Genomic DNA, 18,616 nt, shown 5'->3' with positions numbered 1-18,616 from the left:
TTATGGCTATTAATATTAACCAAGAAACAATAAAGCGCCTAGCTGATGAAGTGGGTGACGAAACCGTTTCGATCTTGTTCAATGTATTTAGTGATGAACTAGAGCAATATTTGCGTCAATTATCCGATCAACCAACGGTAGCCCAAATTGGTGATATTAGTCATGCTGTAAAGAGCAGTGCTGCTAGTTTTGGTGCAGATGATCTCGCTCAAATGGCTCAAGAATGTGAATCGAGAGTGAAGCAAGAGCAAGATCATTGGATAGTCGAACGTCTGCCTGAATTTAAGACGATGGTTAAAGAGACTGCGTATAAATATAAGCAGTTAGCCAGCAATAATGATCTTATCAATAGCATGCTTTAATTTTTCTCTATCATGACGCCATTCATGATTATTAGATGCTAAGTCTTCGATTAGTTGCTCATATCGAGGTGCGAGCTCAGGTATCGGCTTGTCAGTAATGACAGCATCAATATACTTGCCGTTCATTGCTCGCTCACACCAATGCAACATTGTCGTTAGTGACATTTGCCCTGCAGGTCCATTTTCTTGATCTAAATTCGAGATGAAAACAATTTTGGCATTCGATTCTTTTAATGCACCTGCAATTTCTTTCAATAGTAGTGGTGGCATAATGCTGGTTAAAAAGCTGCCGGGACCTAGTAAAACAATATCGGCCTTATGAATAGCCGTTACTGCTTCTTTTGTCGCTGGTACTAATGGCTCAACATACAGACGTTGTGGAACGTCTGGCAGTTCGTCGATACTGGTTTCGCCACAAATGACTTCACCCGTTAGCGTCAAAGCAGATAAATCGGCAGGATGCTCAGACATGGGGATAATTTGTGTTTCAACTTTAAGCATATCGCGAATAAGGTTTATTGCTTCTAGAGGGCGCACCGATAGGTTATCGAGTGCGGTAAGCATTAAATTACCTAAGTTGTGACCATTTAACTCACCATTACCCCGAAATCGGTATTCGAAGATCATTGAACCAACAGAAGGCTCTGTAATCAATTGGTTGATACAGTTTCTCATATCTCCCCATGCAATTCCGCCTTGGCAAGCACGAATTCGTCCAGTAGAGCCACCATTGTCTGTGGTTGTAACGATCCCAGTAACCTGAGAGCCGTAATCAGACAACGAAGAAAGTATACGGCCTAAACCATGACCACCGCCAATAGCGACGATTTTTGTTTTTATTTTATTTTGCGTGTTTGTCATGTTCAATTTGCAAGCTTTCGTGATCTGTATTTACCCGTGAGTGTATACAAGGCTGCAATATGAATACAAGGCTTGGGCTTTAATATGCTGCTTGTATCACGCTTAGTAAGCATTATTGTGTGAAGCTTAAGCGAGTATAAAACGCTTTAATCATAAGGCGAAAATATACCCTAATGTGATTCCAGCATCATACTCATAAGGTAATCACAGGTATCGAGACAGTTTGGTGTGTTGAGTAGCAGCTGCTTTTCACTTGCGGGTACCGGCAAAATCTCTAACCAACGTTGGCATAACCAACTCAGGTTATGAAATTCTTTAGTTCTGTGTAAATTATCTAATTCAGGGTATTTATCAAACATGATTTGTAATTTATCAGCCAACAATTGTTGGTTGTTACGTGCCTTCATTTCAGACCATTGTGGTAGCGCCTGATATTCTCCAAAGAAAACACCATTCTCGTTTTGTTCTAACGATTTGATACGGAAGCTTTCGTGTCCATAAACAGTAACGATTAATGCACCATCTTTTTTAGATGTATCAAAATCTTCAACCGTTACACGTGTGCCAATATGAAAAAATTGGTGATTATGCTCACTCCGGTCAAACATACAAACGCCAAATCCATCTTCAGATGTGACTGCGACTTTAAATACTTCAGTTTGAGGTCCTGGAGCGATCCTTATTGGCATTCTGCCTGTTGGTAAAACATGACGTTTTTGAAAAAGTAGCGGTAGTAAATTCGTCATTGTCGGCTCCATTTACAAAGATTGGTGTCTGATAAGGTAGACACTGCAAATGTGATGCCGACATTTCAATACCGCTATTTCTTTAGTTTTACACCTTGGTAGCAAGCAATATAGGGTGCATTTTTTTGTATACTGCAAATAACGAGTCCATCAATAGTGCAAAATGCAAAGCACTTTACTTTTGATTAGCAATAATACGAAGCGCATTGTCACTGGGTAGCAGTTCTAAATGCCCTTGGTCGTTAAAATACCAGCCTTTGATAATTCCTTTGTTCGCCATGTCGTTGAAGCCATCAATAACACTTTGTGCCTGTTGATAGGATGCTTTTACATCTATACCGTCTTCTCGCTGCAGATAGAGCGCTATATCGTCAATGGTCGCAGATTCAATAATATTGGACATAATACCCCCAGAATTAGTAAGAATTTTAAAGAATATTCCCTTTAGTAGTATTGTCGCTATCTGCGCCAAAAGGTAGAATACGGCAATATTTTTTCAGTAATTTGTCAATAAGGCATTTTATCTGATACTTTTATAATTAGATTAGCTGTTATGTTGATTGTTTCTTAATGAATTAGTTTGCATAGCTGCCATAACTCCGAGCTTTGGTCACTACGTTTTCTGCTTTCTTAAATTCAGAATATATGTGCTCAGAGCCAGTGACATACTGTCACCAGGGTCAATTTAGAAATGAATCGGCCTCCCGTATTTGGAAAGGTGTTCCATGGCGCAACAATTAGATAATGATCTTCAATTTGAAGATCGCTTTCATCGTAAGTTTTATTACTTACGACTATCAGTCACAGATGTCTGTAATTTTAAATGTACTTACTGCCTGCCTGATGGCTACAAGCCGACAGAAAAAAAGAAACCGTCTTTTCTTACATTGGATGAGATTGAGCGCGTAACAAGGGCTTTTGCTGAATGTGGTACGTCGAAAGTGCGTATCACGGGTGGTGAACCTAGTTTACGTCGCGACTATACGGATATTATCCGTACTGTTGCGGCTCAACCCGGCATAACTAAAGTGGCTACCACCACGAATGGTTATCGTATGGAAAAGAATGTCAAAGAGTGGCGTGAGGCTGGCCTTACTCATATTAATGTGAGTGTGGATAGCCTAGATCCTAAGATGTTTTATCAAATCACCGGTGAAAATATGTTTCATAAGGTGATGTCTGGGATCGATGCGGCATTTGACGCAGGTTTTGAACAAGTCAAAATCAATACGGTATTGCTAAAAAATCAGAATTCACAAGAGCTACCTAAGTTTCTAGCATGGATCAAAACGCGTCCAATTCAGCTACGCTTTATTGAATTGATGCAGACTGGTGAAATGGATTTGTTATTCCAGAAGCATCATGTATCTGGTGTAAGCATTCGTAATCATCTTATTGCTAACGGTTGGCTCTTAAAGATCAATGGCAAAAATGATGGCCCAGCACAAGTCTTTTGCCACCCCGATTATCTGGGTGAGATTGGGCTCATCATGCCTTATGAAAAAGATTTCTGCCAAAGTTGTAACCGTTTACGCGTTTCAGCTAAAGGTAAACTTCACTTGTGCTTATTTGGTGAGCATGGGGTAGAACTTCGTGATTTATTGTCGGCAGATGAACAACGCCCAGAACTCATCAGTCGTATTCGAGGTGGATTAAAGGAAAAATCCGTTAGCCATTTCCTTGATGCCGGCAATACTGGTATGACACCTAATCTTGCTTCTATCGGCGGTTGATTCTTCAGCTTACTCAGTAAGGTGTTAGTTGTATAACACCTTACAGTGCATTTGAATCGCGAAGAACGAAGCCTTACTTATGAATACATTTAGGCATGCCAGGTCATTTTTTCATGCCTCTTTATGGAAAAAATATTGATGAATCAACTAACTCATATCAACGCTTCTGGTGAAGCAAACATGGTCGATGTGTCAGCGAAAGCTGAAACTGTACGTGAAGCTCGTGCAGAAGCATTTGTACATATGGCACCAGAAACATTAGAACTGATTGTATCGGGTCAGAATCACAAAGGTGATGTGTTTGCCACAGCACGTATTGCGGGTATCCAAGCGGCTAAAAAGACGTGGGATCTGATACCGCTTTGCCATCCTCTTTTGTTGTCAAAAGTTGAAGTACAGCTTGAAGCAATACCTGCAGCTAATGAAAATGAAACCAATATGGTACGCATTGAATCGTGTTGTAAACTTGCAGGTAAAACAGGCGTTGAAATGGAAGCATTAACAGCTGCCTCAGTCGCTGCATTAACCATTTATGATATGTGTAAAGCCGTTCAGAAAGATATGGTTATTAGCCAAGTTCGTTTGCTAGAGAAAACGGGTGGAAAATCAGGCCACTTTAAGGTAGAAGCATGATTAATGTACTTTTCTTTGCTCAAGTTAAAGAGTTAGTTGGTGTTGATCGTTTAGAGGTTAATGCTGAGTATGCAACAGCAGAGATGCTACGTGCACATTTGACGGAACGTGGTGATAAATGGCCGTTGGCACTCGAGTCGGGTAAATTATTAGTTGCGGTTAATCAAACGATTTGTCATTTAGATACTGAAATTAAAGATGGTGATGAAGTCGCTTTCTTCCCGCCAGTAACGGGAGGCTAATGATGATTTCGGTTCAGTTTGATGATTTTTCTGTTGCTGAAGAATATGCACTTCTATCGGCAGGCACTGATGCCGGTGCCGTGGTTACTTTTATTGGTAAAGTACGTGACTTTAATCAAGGTGATGATGTAACAGGGCTATCGCTCGAGCATTATCCTGGTATGACAGAGAAGTCGTTAGAAGAAATCGTAGTGCAAGCACGCGAGCGCTGGCCATTATTAAAAACACGTGTGATTCACCGTGTTGGAGATTTGGGATTAGGCGATCAGATTGTATTTGTTGGTGTAACAAGTGCACACCGTGGTGCAGCATTTGAAGCATGTGAATTCATCATGGATTTTCTTAAAACCCGAGCGCCTTTTTGGAAGAAAGAGCAAACGAGCAACGAAACTCGTTGGGTCGATGCTAGAGATACCGACACTTCTGCTGCAGATCGTTGGCATAAAAAATAACCTAATACGGATTGTTAGGTAGGTCAAAAAAAGGAGCGAATAGCTCCTTTTTTAATGGCTGAAACAATGATGTGAAAGGTTTATCTGCATGAATCTATATTCCCTTATAAAGTGTACTGATTGTATATTCCTCTTATTGATGCTTTCTATTTAGCTATTGCTAGGTTGGCTCCCATATAATTAATGACTATTTACCTTTGTCTTCGTTTATATAAATCCAATTTGCGGGGAAGGGGTAACTCAATTTAATTAGTCATCAATAACTCGAACTAATACACCCTGTGAATTGGTTTGCTATGGGTTATATTGAATTGCTATTATTAATCTTATTCTTAAATGAGCGTAGAGTTGAACGTTAATAATGAATTGGGTGTTTTTTGACCGTAATTTAGGTTTTTTGATTTTTTATTAATATTTTTTTATCTTTTTTTCTTGGTCGTTATTCTTTTTTGCTATTAGAATTTATAAAATGCAAATTATTGTTTGTGGAATTATTATTCGTTATAAATTCAATTTTATGGGTGTGTTGGTGGTTTTTTATTTAAAAATACTGATTAATCACTCATTCGTCGTGTTTTTTGAAAATGTTATTTTTCATGCGAGTTGTTTCTGTTGTGTTAATTTTTCGGGGTTTTACCGTGTTGCGGTGTTTTTTTGTTACTGCTAAGTTCTCTGCAGCTCAGGAAGAGTTAAATAATTAGAAATTATTACAGGAACGTAGAATGAAAAAGACATTGTTAGCAGTTGCAATCCCAACATTATTATTAGCTAATTCAGCTATGGCCGCCGAAATTATTAAGACAGAAGACGGTACCGTTGATTTTTATGGTCAGCTTAGAACGGAAGTTAAAAAGCTTGATGATAAAGACGTTACATTAAATGCGGGCTCTTCTCGTACTGGTGTTGACGCTCGATATAAATTAACAGACACAACGGATGTGTTTGGTAAAGTTGAATTTGGTTTGAATTATAAAGCAGATGGTTCAGATTATTCTATGAATAACCGTCTGCATTATATTGGTATTGATTCAGAATTTGGTAAAATTTCATTTGGTCGTCAATGGACAGTATCAGATGATGTTTATGGTGCTGATTATTCGTATTTCTTCGGTGGTACAGCACTTCGTTACAGCACACTTTCTGGTGCTCGTCATGATTCATTAATTAAATATAATTTTGATGGCGAAGACTTTTGGGTTGCAGCGAACTACGGCCTATCTGAAGATGATAGTAACCAAGAACTAGCAGAACTTTATGTTGGTACAAGTGTTGGTAGCTTTAACTTACATGCTGGTGGTGGCCAAAACCGTGATAAGTCACATAAAATTGGCACAGAAACAGTAACTCCAGAACCGACTCTTCCTGAATTTACTCAGGAGAAAGCAATCACTGCTGATATCGAAAATATCTATTTTGAAGGTACGGTAGAATATACCGTTGGGGCGGCACTTATTGGCTTTACTTATTACAACGCAGAGCTGTCGGATAAAAACTCGAACCTTTCGATTGATGAGAATGGCTATAGTTTAGCGGGTACATATAGCTGGGCTGATAATGCAACTGCGTATGCTGGCTATGAATATACAGAACAATCCGCAGATGGCGTTGAAGATCAAGACGGTACATTGATTTATGTTGGTTCTGATTACAATGTGAATAGCTGGTTCCGTGTTTATGCTGAATATGGTTACGGCGACGGTACAACACTAGGTTACTCGAATAAAGGATCTGATTCATTTATTGGTACAACTGAAGTAGATAGTGAAAGTTCTTTTGCACTAGGTGCACGTGTTTACTGGTAAGTAAGCACACTGATACATCCCTTATATCCCTGTTTTTTCCCGGCTCTTGTAGCCGGGTTTTTTATATCTACTGATCTACATTATTTAATTAAACACCTCATCAGATGAATATAGAGAGGCTATGATGATTTGTGAGTATTAAAGGCAGTAGATACCCTAACAATAAGGTCGCGAGCGACTTAGAGGGGCGGCATAAGTATAGAACTAACGTTAACGGTGTAGCTTAGCGGGAATGCTACATCTTTTTGAAAGTGGTTTGTTGTTCTGCTGTTCAAATTTAGCTAGCTGTAAGTAACAGTTTCTTTCTGCAGCATTTAATTCCATCATTACTGCGTTTATATCAGCCTGCTGTTGTATTAATAACTGTTGGCGGTGTTTTATGGCATTTAACATATCTTGTTGTTGTTTCTTATTGCTCTTATTTGAATCGTAAAATTCAAAGAGCTCACTAATATCAATAAGGCTAAAACCTAAACGTTTTCCTCGTAAAGTTAGCTTTAAACGAGCGCGATCTTGCTTTGAATATACGCGAACTTTACCTTTACGTGTAGGGGTAAGTAAACCGCGGTCTTCATAAAAACGAATGCTTCTTAGTGTAATACCAAACTCGTCAGCAAGCTGAGAAATCGAGAAAGTATCCTTACTTTCCATTTTCATTATCCTTACTCTCTATCTATCGAACTATGCTTCTATCGGCTTATCATTTCACAACTAGGGTCTAATACCAATACTATTCTTCGTGAAATTGGCTGCTAGTTTTAGGGGGGTAAGAGTGAGAAATGAAATTTATTTTCGAGTAAAAAATAGCCCCTATATAGGAGCTATTATTTTATTGATTTCATAGCATAATTTAGCTATTAATCACTTTTTTTATTGTACTGAGGACGGTGTGCAGGTGGCACATAGCCATGACGAACACGGGTAGGACTAGGACGAGCGAGACAAGCTGCTGGTTTTGCTGATGCCATACTAAACTCACAAATGCTAACAGAACGGAAACGGAAGTATCGGTAAGATCAAGCTTGATTACTGAAATCTAATTAATCATCCCGATATGAAGATAGTAGCGCTATTGCGGATCGATAGGTACAGGAAGTTCATTAAAAAACAGCGTTGTGAAATCTTAATCTATCAGTGTTTTTTTTATACGTTTTTGTTATTAAGATACGTGCTTCAGTCATGCGAAAAAGGCAGATATCATGCTTTTATAATTTCTATTTTCACTGCTAATAAAGGCCTGCTCAGGCGCATACTTAAATTCTGTGCCATATTTATTGAGTGTCCTGATAAAAATGTGAATTTTTATCTATCTGGTCTTATTTAACAGCGGAGAGTTATATGAAACACAGACGCGTAGGCAGCAAGAAGATTAAGCAGATGATGGATGATTTAGGCATTTCAGATAATGCAAAATTAGATGATGATCAACAGCTTTTATTAGAGCAAAGACAGCAATCTGTGAGTGACGATAAGCAAATTACCCAGTTTGATAGCGAAAACAAGTAAATTTCATTATTTTTAATTGTTAACTGGTTTGAATTAGCGCCTTAATAAAGGCGCTTTTTTTATGCCTTAAGATCATACTTTTACTTTTATGTTATTGACTCCGCCGTCAGATGTTATCTTTATGAGCATATTATGCTGATTACTTATTCATTTTGGTGTTTTTATTATTCAAATAGGCACTTTTATTAGCTTTATTGGCGGATTTTCCTCTGCGGAGTGGTTTTTTTAATAGATATATCTAACCGTTTGTTTTTGTCTGGTCATTTGTTCTGCATAAAGCACCATTATTAAGAATTATCTCACTTTTTGTAATGGTTTTGTGGCAAATTGCTTCAATGCCTGTTAATGTTTTGACCAACTCTTCGGTTTGCTATGCATTGTTTAGGACTAACAGTGCATGGGGTGCAAATTATTATGCCGGCTGAAGAAAGTCATGGATGCTAAGAATTATGTATTGGAGTTATGCATGTATAAGAACAAAATCACTCAAGCACTACTAATCAGTGCGGGCCTAACGGTTGCTGCCACTTCTTTTTCTACAATTGCAGCTGAAGTACCTGAAGGTGTAAAACTATCTGCAACACAAGAACTTGTTCGTGGTAACGGCACTGAAGTTGCCTCTCTTGATCCCCATAAAACTGAAGGTGTTCCAGAGTCGCATGTTATTCGTGACCTACTTGAAGGTTTGGTTAACCAAGATGCAGACGGTAATACTGTTCCTGGCGTCGCTGAAAGTTGGGAAACAACCGATAACAGAACATTTATTTTCCACCTTCGCAAAGATGCTAAGTGGTCAAATGGCGATCCAGTAACAGCAGAAGATTTTGCATACAGCTTTAAGCGCGCAGCTGATCCAGCAACGGCATCACCTTACTCATGGTATATCGAAATGACTACCATGAAGAATGCTGCTGAAATCATAGCGGGTAAAGCTGATAAAGAAACGTTGGGTGTAACCGCGGTTGATGCCAATACGTTAAAAATTGAGCTTAACGAAGCAGTTCCTTATTTTGTGAAAATGATGGGTCACACAACCGTGAAGCCTGTTAACAAAAAAGTGGTTGAGAAGTTTGGTAACGATTGGACTAAGCCTGCGAACTTTGTGGGTAATGGCGCATATGTTTTAGACAAATGGGTTGTTAACGAGCGCATCGTATTAAAGCGTAATACTCAATATTGGAATGATAAGAAAACGGTAATTAACCAAGTAACTTATTTGCCAATTGAAAACCAAGTTTCAGAAATGAATCGCTTTTTAGCTGGCGAGATCGATATTACTAACGAACTACCGAATGAACACTTCCGTCGCTTACAAAAAGAGCACGCTGAAGACGTTTCTATTACTGGTAACCTTTGTTCGTACTACTACGGCTTTAATAACGATAAAGCACCATTCAATGATGTTCGTGTTCGTAAAGCGCTTTCTTACGCAATTGACCGTGACATTATTACTAAAGCGTTATTAGGCCAAGGCCAAAAGCCTGGTTACTTCTTAACACCTGAAATTACAGCTAACTTTAATCCTGTTACACCTCAGTATGGTAAATTAAGCCAGAAAGAGCGTAATGAAAAGGCGAAAGAACTTCTTGCTGAAGCTGGTTTCGATAGTAGTAACCCACTAGAATTTACTCTGCTTTATAACACATCAGAAAACCACAAGAAGCTAGCCGTTGCTATTGCTTCTATGTGGAAGAAGAGCCTAGGTGTAACAGCTAAGCTTGAAAACCAAGAGTGGAAAACATACTTGGATAACCGCCGTCAGGGTAACTTTGACGTAACACGTGCGGGTTGGTGTGGTGATTACAATGAAGCATCAAGCTTCTTATCACTAATGCAAAGTAACAACAGCTCTAACGATCCTAAATATAACAGCAAAGCTTATGATGGCATCATGGCTAAAGCATTGAGTTCAACGTCTGATGTTGAACGTGAGAAGCTTTACGCCGAAGCTGAAAAGCAACTTGCTGAAGATATGCCGATCGCACCTATCTACCAATACGTTAAGGCGCGTCTTGTAAGCACTAAAGTTGGTGGTTACGCGTCAAATAACGCAGAAGACAAATTGTTCACTAAAGACATGTACATCATTGCTGACAAATAAACAGCAAGATATATAACGCTATTAACGCTGCACCCGGAATTTTGGGTGTAGCGCTCTTTCTGTCACAGCTGTAAAAAATAAAACGGTAGAGTTTATGATTAAATTCATCGCAAAACGGATTTTTGAAGCCATCCCTACGTTATTGGTACTTATTACCATTTCGTTTTTCCTGATGCGCTTTGCGCCAGGCAACCCTTTCTCAAGCGAGCGTCCATTACCGCCCGAAGTAATGGCAAACATTGAAGCTAAATACGGGCTAGATAAACCAGTTTCAGAGCAGTACATCACCTACCTTGGTAATATTGTTCAAGGTGACTTTGGTCCTTCATTTAAATATAAAGACTTCACGGTAAATGAACTGGTTGTTAAAGCATTACCAGTATCAGCAAAGATTGGTTTCTTTGCATTTATCTTTGCTTTGGTGATGGGGGTAACCGTCGGAACCATTGCAGCGTTGAAACATAATACCTGGATTGATTACACCATTATGTCGACAGCCATGGCCGGGGTTGTAATGCCCTCGTTTATTTTGGCTCCTATTCTCATTTATATATTTTCAATAAATCTTGGTTGGTTGCCTGCCGGTGGCTGGCAAGACGGTTCAATGAAGTTCTTATTACTGCCTATGTTTGGTATGTCACTGTTATACGTTGCTACATTTGCGCGTATTACACGTGCCAGTATGATTGAAACACTAAACAGTAACTTTATTCGAACAGCACGTGCGAAGGGCTTAAGTTACCCGTATATCATTATCAAGCATGCGCTAAAACCTGCATTATTGCCTGTTGTTTCTTATATGGGACCTGCATTCGTCGGCATTATCACTGGGTCTGTGGTTATTGAAACGATCTTTGGTCTGCCAGGCATCGGCAAGCTCTTTGTAAACGCAGCCTTCAACCGTGATTACTCGTTGGTTTTAGGTATTACAATTCTTATTGGTACGCTAACTATTATCTTCAATGCTGTTGTTGATATTTTACTTGCGTATATCGATCCGAAAATTCGTTACTAGGGGCCAGACAGATGATGCTAACTAAAAAAGAAAATGTAGAAGCTGTCGAAGCGTTTTCAGAAAAACTGGAAATCGAAGGTCGCAGTTTATGGCAAGATGCTCGAACGCGTTTTAAACGAAATAGAGCAGCAATGGTGAGTTTAGCGATATTAACGCTAATAATGCTAGCGGTAATTTTTGGCCCAATGCTGAGCCATTATGCCTTTGATGATACAGATTGGTATTCGTTACACGCTGCACCAAGCTATGGCGCAGAAGGTCACTTCTTTGGTACCGATAGTCTAGGTCGAGACTTGTTCACCCGTACGCTTATTGGTGGGCGTATCTCACTAATGGTTGGTGTGTTAGGTGCGTTAGTTGCTGTTGTTATCGGTACACTTTACGGTGCGACTTCTGGCTTTATTGGTGGTCGTACTGACCGTGTAATGATGCGTATTCTTGAAATACTTTATTCGATCCCATTCATGTTCTTCGTAATCGTATTGGTGACGTTCTTCGGCCGAAATATCATGCTGATCTTTGTGGCGATCGGTGCGATTTCTTGGCTTGATATGGCACGTATTGTTCGTGGGCAAACCTTGTCACTTCGTAGCAAAGAGTTTATCGAAGCTGCGCATGTATCAGGTGTGAGCCGTTGGAGAATCATTACACGCCACATCGTGCCGAACGTACTAGGTATTGTTGCTGTGTATTCAACACTGCTTGTGCCATCCATGATTCTGACTGAATCTTTCCTTAGCTTCCTAGGCTTAGGTGTTCAAGAACCAATGACGAGTTGGGGCGCACTACTTCAAGAAGGTTCACAAACAATGGAAGTTGCTTTGTGGCAGTTGATGTACCCTGCGGCATTTATGGTGGTAACCCTGTTCTGCTTTAACTATGTGGGTGACGGTTTACGTGACGCACTAGATCCAAAAGACAGATAAGAATCAGTGATACTTAACTCAGTGCTGTTAATGGTGACATTCTCACGCAATGGGCTGAGTTAGGTATACAAGTATAAGGAAGTAATGATGAGCTTATTAGATGTCAAAGATCTACGCGTAGAATTTACAACACAAGACGGTATTGTCACCGCGGTAAATGATCTTAATTTTTCTCTTAATCTAGGTGAAACCCTAGGTATTGTTGGTGAGTCGGGTTCAGGTAAAAGCCAAACCGTATTCGCTATTATGGGGCTATTGGCTAAAAACGGTATTATTAGCGGTAGTGCTAAATTTGAAGGGAATGAAATTCTTAATTTGCCTGAAAAAGAGCTGAATAAAGTTCGAGCTGAGCAAATAGCGATGATTTTCCAAGATCCAATGACGTCACTGAACCCTTATATGAAAGTAAGCGATCAGCTTATGGAAGTACTAATGCTGCACAAAGGCATGGGTAAAAAAGAGGCGTTTGAAGAAAGTGTACGCATGTTAGACGCGGTTAAAATTCCAGAAGCCCGTCAGCGTATTACTATGTACCCGCACGAATTTTCAGGCGGTATGCGTCAGCGTGTAATGATTGCGATGGCGCTATTATGCCGCCCTAAATTGCTGATTGCTGATGAACCAACAACCGCACTGGATGTAACTGTTCAAGCACAGATCATGGAAATGCTGAATGATCTGAAAAAAGATTTTAACACGTCGATCATTATGATCACCCACGATCTAGGTGTCGTGGCTGGTAGCTGTGACAAAGTACTGGTGATGTATGCTGGTCGTACGATGGAATATGGAAAAATCAATGAGATTTTCTATAAGCCTGCGCACCCTTATACCGAAGGTTTACTACGCGCAATTCCACGTTTAGATACCGAAGGTGAAGAATTACCGACAATTCCTGGTAACCCACCCAACTTATTGCGTTTGCCTGTTGGTTGTCCTTATCAAGAGCGTTGTCACCGTGTATCGAGCCGTTGTAAACAAGAAGCGCCAGATTTGAAAGCGTTTTCTGACGGTCGTTTACGTGCTTGTTTTTCTGACTTGGGGACGTGGTAATGAATGCACAAAAAAATCTATTATTAGATATTAAAGATTTAAAAGTTCACTTTAACATTGCCGCTAAATCAGCATGGCCTTGGACTAAACCATTAAAGCTTAAAGCCGTCGATGGGGTTGATATCCGTCTGTATGAAGGTGAAACATTGGGCGTTGTTGGTGAGTCAGGCTGTGGTAAATCAACGTTTGCACGTGCCGTTATTGGCCTAGTTGAAGCTACCGATGGCAATGTTGTTTGGCTTGGTCAAGATTTAACAAAATTAAGCCATGTGAATATGCGTGAAAAACGCAAAGAAATTCAAATGATTTTCCAAGACCCGCTGGCTTCACTAAATCCACGAATGACCGTTGGTGAAATCATTGCGGAACCATTGAAAGCTTTCTACCCAGATTTGCACGATGATGACGTGAAAGAGCAAGTTAAAGTAATGATGACCAAAGTGGGTCTATTACCTAACGTAATCAACCGTTATCCTCATGAATTTTCTGGCGGACAGTGTCAGCGTATCGGTATTGCGCGTGCTTTGGTGTTAAAGCCTAAGATGATTATCTGTGATGAGCCTGTTTCTGCACTTGATGTATCGATTCAAGCACAAGTTGTGAACTTGCTTAAATCATTGCAAAAAGAAATGGGCTTAAGTTTAATCTTTATTGCGCATGACCTGTCGGTAGTGAAACATATCTCTGATCGCGTATTGGTTATGTATTTAGGCAATGCGGTTGAAATGGGTGAAAGCGATGCACTTTTTGCTGAACCCAAACACCCATATACCAAAGCATTAATGTCTGCTGTACCGATTCCTGATCCAGAGTTGGAAAAAAGTAAAGTGATTCAGCTGCTAGAAGGCGAACTTCCTTCTCCGATAAATCCACCATCAGGCTGTGTATTCCGCACTCGCTGCCCAATTGCCTCTGATGAGTGTGCTCAAACAAAGCCAGGCTTGCAAGGCGGTGATGTTCACGCCGTATCTTGTTTAAAAGCTTACTAGTTCAAGCCTGTGACAGGCTTTAGGCGCGGTGTCAAAACCGCGCTTTTTTTATGTCAAAAAAATATCGTATATCGTTAATACCAAATCCATTAATTATCTGCTCAGTTCAGCGAGAGTTAAAATGCTTTTAGGCAAGGAGATAGATTGAGAATCTAGTTGCTCTAAATTGAAATTTATTAACGCAGTATAAAAGTATTTTAAACTCGCCCCAAGGGAATACCACTGGAAGCCAACTTCTGTGTCTAGCGATTTCAAAAGAGAACCACTCTTTTATCAAACACTATCCTTGAACTCGACTCCCAGTGGTATTCTGAATGGTCAGATAATTAATGGAATTGGTATGATATATAAATGGTTAATTAATATTTTCGCATGTTGATAATTTAATAAATAACAGTTACATTTTGGTATCAAATACAAACAAGGATTGTTTATATGCGTTCGCTTTCTGTTCAATGGAAGATCACGCTGATGGCAGGAGTAGGGATACTACTTACAGTATTCGTATTAACTGGGCTGTCATTTTATTTCTCTAGTCAAAACCAGCAACTTGTAAGTGAGCAAACGTTCACATCCTTGCGTAATCAATCTGAAGCGCTCGTAAAAATACAATCGGAACGTCAGGCTATATATGTTCAACAGTATATGGATGAAGCCACTTATAGGGCTGAAATGTTGGCGCAAAGTGTTTTGTTTTTAAAGTTTAATGCTGAAGAAAATTATACAAATAGTGCAGAACTTCGTGGTTCCATTAATGAATTATTGCGGCGTTCGGTCAATAATTTCCCCAATATCTATAGTGCATTCGTGGTATTCGAACCCAATGCGCTAGACGGTGAAGACAATAATTATCATGATGCTAGTTATGTAGGTGCCAATAGTATCGGGCGTTTTGCACCCTACTGGTCAAAGCCATTAAACCAGGAAGCCGTTCAACGTGTATTTACTGAAGAGCAAATTGAGAATACGAGTTTGAATGCAGCAGGGCGTGCAGCTAATAATATTTTTTCATGTAGTGCACTTTCTCAAAATACCTGTGTGATGAATCCTACCTTTTCAAGTGAAGAATCTGGACGTCACCTTATTAGCTCAATAACCACGCCGTTGATTGTTGATGGTAAATCTATCGGTATTATGGGAATCGATATTAAATTAAATACCCTTCAGCCTGTTATTAATGACGTCGATAACAATTTATTTAATGGTGTCGGTAACGTTAGTCTATTAAGTAACGACGGTACGATTGTAGCGTGGGACCAAGGTGAAAATCGCTTAGGGGATCGATATACACCGCAAGATGGATTGCCCGAAATGTTACCCTCTTGGTTAAGTCAGGGCGATGATTTTATTGGTTGGAGTGATAGCCAACGAACGTTATTAGCGTATACACCTGTAATGCTGGGTAACACCACATGGGGGATTACAGTTCAACTTCCTGCTGAGCAAGTATTAGAAGAAGCAATAGCATTAGACAGCGCGATTCAAGCCCAGCGTTCTGCATCATCAAACATTCAAATTATCGCGAGTGTAATGATAGGTGGTTTTGGCATTTTAGTGGTGTTATTTGCAGCATCACGGTTAGTTGCACCGATTAAACAAGTTGTCGAAAGCCTAAAAGAAATAGCATCTGGTGAAGGCGATTTAACACAACGTATCACAGTTACTCAACAAGACGAAGTTGGGGAGTTGGCAATTTGGTTTAATCGATTCCTTGATAAGTTGCAAGATACCATTGGTCAGGTTGTTGTCACGGTTGAAGAGGTGAGTAAAACAGCAGGTGAAGCGGCTCATGTTGCCAGTAATACTCGTGATGGTAGTGAGTCACAGTTTAAAGAAGTTGATATGGTTGCAACTGCATCAGAAGAAATGACCCAAACATCAGCCCAAGTCGTCGGCCACACTGAAACAGCTGTCTACGCTGCTAAGGAAGCAGATAGTGCAGCACAAGAAGGGCAGCAAGTTATACAGTTATCAGCAGGCTTAATGGCAAGCCTTGTTAACCGTATGGATAGTGCGGTCCCTATTGCTAAAGAGCTAGAAAGCAATAGCGAGAATATCAATGAAATATTAAAGGTGATTGAAGGTATTTCTGAGCAAACGAATTTATTAGCATTAAATGCTGCGATAGAAGCTGCGCGTGCAGGAGATCAAGGGCGAGGCTTTGCTGTTGTGGCTGATGAAGTACGCTTGCTCGCCAGCCGAACAAAAGATTCTGTTGGGCAAATTCATACAGTAATTGACGATTTACAACAAGGGACGCGCAGTGTTGTTGGTGCAATTGAAGAAGGAAACCAACTCGCAGGTGATACGGCAGAGCAGGTAAGTAAAGCGGTTGAGAGTTTAAGCCAAATTACGGAATCAGTTGGTGCGATTCAAGCCATGAATGAACAGATAATGCGGGCAGCAGAAGAGCAGCAAGCTGTTTCTGGTGAAGTGAATCGTAATGTATCTAATATTCGCGAGCTGAGTGAGGGCATCTTAACGCATGCTGAAAGCTCTGCAGATATAGGGCAGCGTTTAACAGAGATTTCTGAACGCCAGAAAGCGCTCGCGAGTCAGTTTAAAGTGTAAGTATTGTACATATATTTACGGCATAAAACGTCAGGACATCAGACGTTTTTATAGCGCTATAACAGGTTAAATTTACTTATCTTGATGGTTTCATTCGGTCTTTTTGTACGCTTTATATCTATTTCTCTTGTTTTGATAGAGCTGTTTATCAGCTCGTATCAGGGCGTTGTCGACGGTTTCGTCAGGCTGTATTTGAGTGCAGCTTGTCGTAATTGATGTATAAATATCATGGTGGCAAAAGCGTGTTGTGCTTATTGATGATTCGAGCCGTGAAGCTAATTTCAATGCCTGAGCCTGTGTCACATACGGTAAAATAAGGCAGAACTCATCCCCACCAAGACGAATACAGATATCAGTACTTCTGCTAAGAAGAAATATTTGGCTTGAGATATGTTTAAGTGCGGCATCGCCAATATCATGGCCATAGTTATCATTAATGGCCTTAAAGCCATTTGCATCAATAACGATTAAAGAAACTGCATTGTAAGATATCCGGCATTCTTCAATTAAATTGACCACGATCGATGATAATACTCGGCGATTATATAGCCCCGTTAGTAAATCTGTACGTGCTTCTTTTTTATAGGTTTGTTGCTGGATTTTGTGCCGTTCAACCCTCATCATCAAATAGTTGAGTAAGATAATTAAAATCAAAACGAGTGCAATGTTTGGGGCTGCAGAACGTAAGACATAACGAATATCAACTTCAGCATGAATATGTAGAAAGTCACCAATAGTTTTCTGTACGTCGATGATTGGCCAGAATATATGTAGTCCCTTTCGTAATATAATCTCTTGTTGTGTCGACATGGCATCGAGATAAATGAAGATAGATGAATGAAGTGCTTTTGGTAAGGTAATCGCCGATGTTATTGATGTAAGAGGTACATCAACCCCAATATCACCGATAATTTTATCGTTTGAATAGATAGGGGATTTTATAGAAAATATTTTTTGCTTCGTGACAATGTCAATATAAGGTTGGGAGAAATAGAACCCTTTTTTTAGTTCTTCTTCACTTTTATAATATGAGCGTTGTTCATTGTAGTCTTGAGTTTCAAAAATGTTAGAGGGTAGCCTAAATAATGTGGATGTGTACTTACTTGAAACATAGAAGTATTCGTTTAGGTACGACACATAATAATAATTGTAGTTAATATTAAGGTGATGTTTCTCTGCCCACAGATCATCAATGGTAGGGAAAATAAAAGTATCGGTCAGTGCCGAAGGTGAGGGTTCACCAATACCTACCAAGGTACCATTCAATAAATTATCTTTGTATTGACCGCGATTAAAGCCGAATTCATTGAGTTCAGGGTAGTGATGAACGGTAACCAAAGACTGACCTAATTGATTGTTATTATTATTTACCGCTAACGAAATATATTTAGCATAACGCTCATTACGATAAGCAAGTGTCAGTAAGCTAGATTTTATTATTGATAAATTTGATTCAAGGTATGATGTTGTATTCTCGATCTCATTTCTAATGTTAATAGAAAGGGCGAAAAGAATAACAATACTGTTGACTAAAATAATCAAACTATTTTTCATATCATCATCTGCTTTTTTTGCATTATGTATGGCATCCTTGCCAGATTATGCTTCCTATCATTTATGTTCA

At 39.6% G+C, this 18,616-nt stretch carries 18 protein-coding genes and 1 riboswitch; of the genes, 13 read left to right on the top strand and 5 right to left on the bottom strand.

The annotated features are described in order from the left end of the window. Positions 1 to 2: 2 nt before the first annotated feature. Positions 3 to 362 carry an Hpt domain-containing protein gene (locus C9J47_RS08395; protein WP_107253104.1) on the top strand — a complete coding sequence of 120 codons (360 nt, stop codon included), beginning with the start codon at positions 3 to 5 and terminating at the stop codon, positions 360 to 362. Here the strand turns inward: C9J47_RS08395 and yvcK are convergent. From yvcK to C9J47_RS08380, 3 genes are all read right to left on the bottom strand, one after another. Continuing rightward, the gene (gene yvcK / locus C9J47_RS08390) at positions 324 to 1,223 is read right to left on the bottom strand and encodes a uridine diphosphate-N-acetylglucosamine-binding protein YvcK (RefSeq protein WP_107253103.1); all 900 of its coding nucleotides are present in this window, start codon (positions 1,221 to 1,223) and stop codon (positions 324 to 326) included. The genes C9J47_RS08395 and yvcK overlap by 39 nt on opposite strands. Before the next feature lie 170 nt (positions 1,224 to 1,393). Further along, complete coding sequence (locus C9J47_RS08385) at positions 1,394 to 1,969, bottom strand: LON peptidase substrate-binding domain-containing protein (protein WP_107253102.1); 576 nt, start codon at positions 1,967 to 1,969, stop codon at positions 1,394 to 1,396. A 175-nt stretch (positions 1,970 to 2,144) separates the two neighbouring features. Continuing rightward, the gene (locus C9J47_RS08380; RefSeq protein WP_107253101.1) at positions 2,145 to 2,372 is read right to left on the bottom strand and encodes a hypothetical protein; all 228 of its coding nucleotides are present in this window, start codon (positions 2,370 to 2,372) and stop codon (positions 2,145 to 2,147) included. 182 nt (positions 2,373 to 2,554) lie between these two features. Then, a riboswitch (molybdenum cofactor riboswitch) is annotated at positions 2,555 to 2,707 on the top strand. Here C9J47_RS08380 and moaA point away from each other — a divergent pair. The 5 genes from moaA (at position 2,695) to C9J47_RS08355 (ending at position 6,831) form a co-directional block, all read left to right on the top strand. After that, positions 2,695 to 3,702, top strand: a complete 1,008-nt coding sequence (moaA, locus tag C9J47_RS08375; protein ID WP_107253100.1) for a GTP 3',8-cyclase MoaA — start codon at positions 2,695 to 2,697, stop codon at positions 3,700 to 3,702. (Overlaps the previous riboswitch by 13 nt.) Before the next feature lie 138 nt (positions 3,703 to 3,840). Continuing rightward, a complete protein-coding gene (gene moaC, locus C9J47_RS08370; protein WP_041393973.1) occupies positions 3,841 to 4,335 on the top strand; it encodes a cyclic pyranopterin monophosphate synthase MoaC in 495 nt (164 codons plus the stop codon). After that, the gene (moaD, locus tag C9J47_RS08365; protein ID WP_107253099.1) at positions 4,332 to 4,577 is read left to right on the top strand and encodes a molybdopterin synthase sulfur carrier subunit; all 246 of its coding nucleotides are present in this window, start codon (positions 4,332 to 4,334) and stop codon (positions 4,575 to 4,577) included. Before moaC ends, moaD begins: the two co-directional genes overlap by 4 nt. Positions 4,578 to 4,579: 2 nt before the next feature. Then, positions 4,580 to 5,029 (top strand): molybdopterin synthase catalytic subunit MoaE, encoded by a 450-nt coding sequence (gene moaE, locus C9J47_RS08360; protein WP_107240954.1) that lies wholly within the window; start codon positions 4,580 to 4,582, stop codon positions 5,027 to 5,029. A gap of 722 nt (positions 5,030 to 5,751) precedes the next feature. Continuing rightward, complete coding sequence (locus tag C9J47_RS08355) at positions 5,752 to 6,831, top strand: porin (protein WP_107253098.1); 1,080 nt, start codon at positions 5,752 to 5,754, stop codon at positions 6,829 to 6,831. A gap of 210 nt (positions 6,832 to 7,041) precedes the next feature. Here C9J47_RS08355 and C9J47_RS08350 read toward each other — a convergent pair whose 3' ends face one another. Further along, complete coding sequence (locus tag C9J47_RS08350; RefSeq protein WP_211321715.1) at positions 7,042 to 7,482, bottom strand: MerR family transcriptional regulator; 441 nt, start codon at positions 7,480 to 7,482, stop codon at positions 7,042 to 7,044. 687 nt (positions 7,483 to 8,169) lie between these two features. Here C9J47_RS08350 and C9J47_RS27045 point away from each other — a divergent pair. The 7 genes from C9J47_RS27045 (at position 8,170) to C9J47_RS08315 (ending at position 16,992) form a co-directional block, all read left to right on the top strand. After that, complete coding sequence (locus C9J47_RS27045; RefSeq protein ID WP_170107476.1) at positions 8,170 to 8,337, top strand: hypothetical protein; 168 nt, start codon at positions 8,170 to 8,172, stop codon at positions 8,335 to 8,337. A 466-nt stretch (positions 8,338 to 8,803) separates the two neighbouring features. Then, positions 8,804 to 10,438 (top strand): ABC transporter substrate-binding protein, encoded by a 1,635-nt coding sequence (locus C9J47_RS08340; protein WP_107253095.1) that lies wholly within the window; start codon positions 8,804 to 8,806, stop codon positions 10,436 to 10,438. Positions 10,439 to 10,532: 94 nt separating this feature from the next. Next, positions 10,533 to 11,453 (top strand): oligopeptide ABC transporter permease OppB, encoded by a 921-nt coding sequence (oppB, locus tag C9J47_RS08335; protein ID WP_107253094.1) that lies wholly within the window; start codon positions 10,533 to 10,535, stop codon positions 11,451 to 11,453. Positions 11,454 to 11,467: 14 nt separating this feature from the next. Continuing rightward, complete coding sequence (oppC, locus tag C9J47_RS08330; protein WP_107253464.1) at positions 11,468 to 12,379, top strand: oligopeptide ABC transporter permease OppC; 912 nt, start codon at positions 11,468 to 11,470, stop codon at positions 12,377 to 12,379. 87 nt (positions 12,380 to 12,466) lie between these two features. Beyond that, a complete protein-coding gene (gene oppD, locus C9J47_RS08325; RefSeq protein WP_006231262.1) occupies positions 12,467 to 13,432 on the top strand; it encodes an ABC transporter ATP-binding protein in 966 nt (321 codons plus the stop codon). After that, positions 13,432 to 14,421 (top strand): murein tripeptide/oligopeptide ABC transporter ATP binding protein OppF, encoded by a 990-nt coding sequence (gene oppF, locus C9J47_RS08320; RefSeq protein ID WP_107253093.1) that lies wholly within the window; start codon positions 13,432 to 13,434, stop codon positions 14,419 to 14,421. The genes oppD and oppF overlap by 1 nt, the downstream gene beginning before the upstream one ends. A gap of 435 nt (positions 14,422 to 14,856) precedes the next feature. Continuing rightward, positions 14,857 to 16,992: a methyl-accepting chemotaxis protein gene (locus C9J47_RS08315; protein ID WP_107253092.1), complete on the top strand. Its 2,136-nt coding sequence runs from the start codon at positions 14,857 to 14,859 to the stop codon at positions 16,990 to 16,992. Positions 16,993 to 17,082: 90 nt separating this feature from the next. Here the strand turns inward: C9J47_RS08315 and C9J47_RS08310 are convergent, their stop codons facing one another. After that, entirely contained in the window at positions 17,083 to 18,546 is a 1,464-nt protein-coding gene (locus C9J47_RS08310; protein WP_107253091.1) for a sensor domain-containing diguanylate cyclase, read from the bottom strand. Positions 18,547 to 18,616: the final 70 nt, after the last annotated feature.

It is taken from the genome of Photobacterium indicum (genome assembly GCF_003026215.1).
Classification (GTDB): Bacteria; Pseudomonadota; Gammaproteobacteria; order Enterobacterales; family Vibrionaceae; genus Photobacterium; species Photobacterium indicum.
This window is presented reverse-complemented; position numbering and strand designations above follow the sequence as displayed.

Bases quoted from the DNA above. Each gene is read 5' to 3' on its own strand.
- C9J47_RS08395 (WP_107253104.1), top strand. From the start codon at position 3: ATGGCTATTAATATTAACCAAGAAACAATAAAGCGCCTAGCTGATGAA.
- yvcK (WP_107253103.1), bottom strand. From the start codon at position 1,223: ATGACAAACACGCAAAATAAAATAAAAACAAAAATCGTCGCTATTGGC.
- C9J47_RS08385 (WP_107253102.1), bottom strand. From the start codon at position 1,969: ATGACGAATTTACTACCGCTACTTTTTCAAAAACGTCATGTTTTACCA.
- C9J47_RS08380 (WP_107253101.1), bottom strand. From the start codon at position 2,372: ATGTCCAATATTATTGAATCTGCGACCATTGACGATATAGCGCTCTAT.
- moaA (WP_107253100.1), top strand. From the start codon at position 2,695: ATGGCGCAACAATTAGATAATGATCTTCAATTTGAAGATCGCTTTCAT.
- moaC (WP_041393973.1), top strand. From the start codon at position 3,841: ATGAATCAACTAACTCATATCAACGCTTCTGGTGAAGCAAACATGGTC.
- moaD (WP_107253099.1), top strand. From the start codon at position 4,332: ATGATTAATGTACTTTTCTTTGCTCAAGTTAAAGAGTTAGTTGGTGTT.
- moaE (WP_107240954.1), top strand. From the start codon at position 4,580: ATGATTTCGGTTCAGTTTGATGATTTTTCTGTTGCTGAAGAATATGCA.
- C9J47_RS08355 (WP_107253098.1), top strand. From the start codon at position 5,752: ATGAAAAAGACATTGTTAGCAGTTGCAATCCCAACATTATTATTAGCT.
- C9J47_RS08350 (WP_211321715.1), bottom strand. From the start codon at position 7,482: ATGGAAAGTAAGGATACTTTCTCGATTTCTCAGCTTGCTGACGAGTTT.
- C9J47_RS27045 (WP_170107476.1), top strand. From the start codon at position 8,170: ATGAAACACAGACGCGTAGGCAGCAAGAAGATTAAGCAGATGATGGAT.
- C9J47_RS08340 (WP_107253095.1), top strand. From the start codon at position 8,804: ATGTATAAGAACAAAATCACTCAAGCACTACTAATCAGTGCGGGCCTA.
- oppB (WP_107253094.1), top strand. From the start codon at position 10,533: ATGATTAAATTCATCGCAAAACGGATTTTTGAAGCCATCCCTACGTTA.
- oppC (WP_107253464.1), top strand. From the start codon at position 11,468: ATGCTAACTAAAAAAGAAAATGTAGAAGCTGTCGAAGCGTTTTCAGAA.
- oppD (WP_006231262.1), top strand. From the start codon at position 12,467: ATGAGCTTATTAGATGTCAAAGATCTACGCGTAGAATTTACAACACAA.
- oppF (WP_107253093.1), top strand. From the start codon at position 13,432: ATGAATGCACAAAAAAATCTATTATTAGATATTAAAGATTTAAAAGTT.
- C9J47_RS08315 (WP_107253092.1), top strand. From the start codon at position 14,857: ATGCGTTCGCTTTCTGTTCAATGGAAGATCACGCTGATGGCAGGAGTA.
- C9J47_RS08310 (WP_107253091.1), bottom strand. From the start codon at position 18,546: ATGAAAAATAGTTTGATTATTTTAGTCAACAGTATTGTTATTCTTTTC.